The 2,268-nt window shown below is 74.0% G+C and carries 2 protein-coding genes and 1 pseudogene; all 3 read left to right on the top strand.

Going from position 1 to position 2,268, the window contains the following annotated elements; translation table 11 throughout:
- Positions 1-190: pseudogene (locus tag SSNG_RS07720) on the top strand (hypothetical protein); the annotation flags it as partial.
- Positions 191-204: 14 nt separating this feature from the next.
- Complete coding sequence (locus tag SSNG_RS07715) at positions 205-1,509, top strand: hypothetical protein (protein WP_007263244.1); 1,305 nt, start codon at positions 205-207, stop codon at positions 1,507-1,509.
- Between the two features lie 46 nt (positions 1,510-1,555).
- Complete coding sequence (locus SSNG_RS07710) at positions 1,556-2,176, top strand: TetR/AcrR family transcriptional regulator (RefSeq protein WP_042800696.1); 621 nt, start codon at positions 1,556-1,558, stop codon at positions 2,174-2,176.
- Positions 2,177-2,268: the final 92 nt, after the last annotated feature.

Below are 2,268 nucleotides of genomic sequence, written 5' to 3'. Positions count from 1 at the left end.
CGGCGAGCGCCTGGCCCTGCGCGTCACCATCGACCGCGCCGACACCCTGCACGTCCACGGCTACGACAAGGAACTCGCCCTGCCCGCCGGCCAGGAGGCCACCCTGGTCCTGACGGCCGACCGCACGGGCCTCTTCGAGGTCGAGACCCACGAGTCCCGGCTCGTCCTGACCCAGCTCCTCGTCCGATGAGCCCGGCGGAACCCGTGGTTCTTCTCCCGCCCGGCCCCTCGACCCTGCTCGCGCACGGGATCGGCTCCCAGCACGACCTGCCGATCTCCCCCTTCTACGCCTTCGCCGGCGCCTTCACCGCTCTCTTCGTCTCCTTCCTCGCACTCGGCCTCCTCTGGTCCGCCTCCCGCTTCCGCGGCGACCGCTCCGGCCTCGCCCTGCCCGCCGGGCTCCAGCGGGCGGCCGACGCGCCGGCCACCCGCACCGCCCTGCGCGGACTGGGCCTCGCCGCAGCCCTCGCCGTGCTCCTCCACCTCCTCCTCGGTCCCGACGACCCCGACCGCAACCCCGCTCCCGGCGCCGTCTACGTCCTGCTCTGGGTCGGGCTCGTGCCCGCCTCCCTCCTCCTCGGTCCCGTCTGGCGCCGCCTCAACCCGCTGCGCACCCTGCACCGCCTCCTCGCCCGGGCCCGCCGCCGCCCGCCCGGGGCCGGCCGCCCCCTGCCGCCCCGGACCGGCCACTGGCCCGCCGCCGCCGGACTGTTCGGCTTCACCTGGCTCGAACTCGTCGCTCCCGACCCCGCATCGACCACCACCCTCCTGTGTGCCCTCACCGCCTACACCGCCACCCACCTGCTGCTCGCCGCCCGCTTCGGCGAGAGCTGGTTCGCCGAAGCCGACGCCTTCGAGGTCTACTCCGACCTCCTGGCCGGGCTCTCCCCCCTCGGCCGCCGCAGCGACGGCCGCCTGGTCCTGCGCAACCCCTTCCACGGACTCGACGCGACGCCCGAGCGGCCCGGACTCGTCGCCACCGTCTGCGTCCTGCTCGGCTCCACCGCCTACGACGGCTACTCCGACAACCCCGCCTGGATCAACACCCTTCAGACCTCCCCCCTCGGACGCACCCCCACGGCCACGCTCGGACTGCTCGCCTCCGTCGCCCTCGTCGCCACCCTGTACTGCCTGTGCGCGGCGGCCACCCGCCTCGTCAGCGGCCCGCACCCCCGACCGCTGACCGCCTTCGCGCACTCACTCGTGCCGATCGCCCTCGGCTATCTCACCGCCCATTACTTCTCCCTCCTCGTCACCGAAGGACCACGTACGGTAAGCATGGCACTCGGCACTGACAACGCCCCCGATCCCAGTCCCCCCTTGGGTCCGGGCGCTCTCGCCACCCTCCAGGTGACCGCCGTCGTGGCCGGCCACGTACTCGGTGTGATCGCCGCGCACGACCGTTCCGTACGCCTCTTCCCCCCGGTGAAAGCGGTGGCGGGCCAACTGCCGCTGCTCGCGCTGATGATCACTTACACGATCGGCGGGCTGACCCTCCTCCTGAACTGAGGAGCGGGGACCCGCACCACTGGACCCACGAGCCAGGAGCGGCATGATGGACCCCGTGCCTCCCGCCCACCCCCTGCGCAGGACCCCGGTCCAGCAGCGCAGCGCCGACCGCCTCGCCCGGATCCTCGACGCCTGCGCCGAACTCCTCGACGAGACCGGCTACGAGAACCTCAGCACCCGCGCCGTCGCCCTGCGCGCCGGCGTGCCCATCGGCTCGGTCTACCGCTTCTTCGGGAACAAGCGCGCCATGGCCGTGGCCCTGGCCCAGCGCAACCTGGAGCAGTACGCCGAGGGCATCGAGCGGCGGCTCGCCCTGCTGCCGGCCGCGCACTGGCGGCCCGTCGTGGACGCCGTGCTGGACGAGTACCTGGCCATGAAGCGCAGCGTCCCGGGCTTCGCCCTCGTGGACTTCGGGGTGCCCGCCCCGCCCTCCGAAGGCCCCGCCTCCGACCCCAACCACCTGGTCGCCGCCCGCCTGACCGGGCTGCTGTGCACCCACCTGGGGCTCACCCCGGACCCCGGACTGTCCCGGGCGGTCCTGGTGGCCGTCGAGGCGACCGACGCGCTGGTCCAGCTGGCCTTCCGGGCCGACCCGGCCGGCGACCCCGGCATCGTCGCCGAGACCCGGGCGATGATGCACGCCTACCTGGCCCGCGTCCTGGACTGATCCCCCAGGACCGGACCCCTCCGGCTCGCCCCCGGATGCTTCCGGCTTCCCCGGGATCCTTCCGGCTTCCCCCGGTTCCCCCCGGTTTCCCC

The sequence above is a fragment of the Streptomyces sp. C genome, assembly GCF_000158895.1.
GTDB lineage: Bacteria > Actinomycetota > Actinomycetes > Streptomycetales > Streptomycetaceae > Streptomyces > Streptomyces racemochromogenes.
This window is presented reverse-complemented; position numbering and strand designations above follow the sequence as displayed.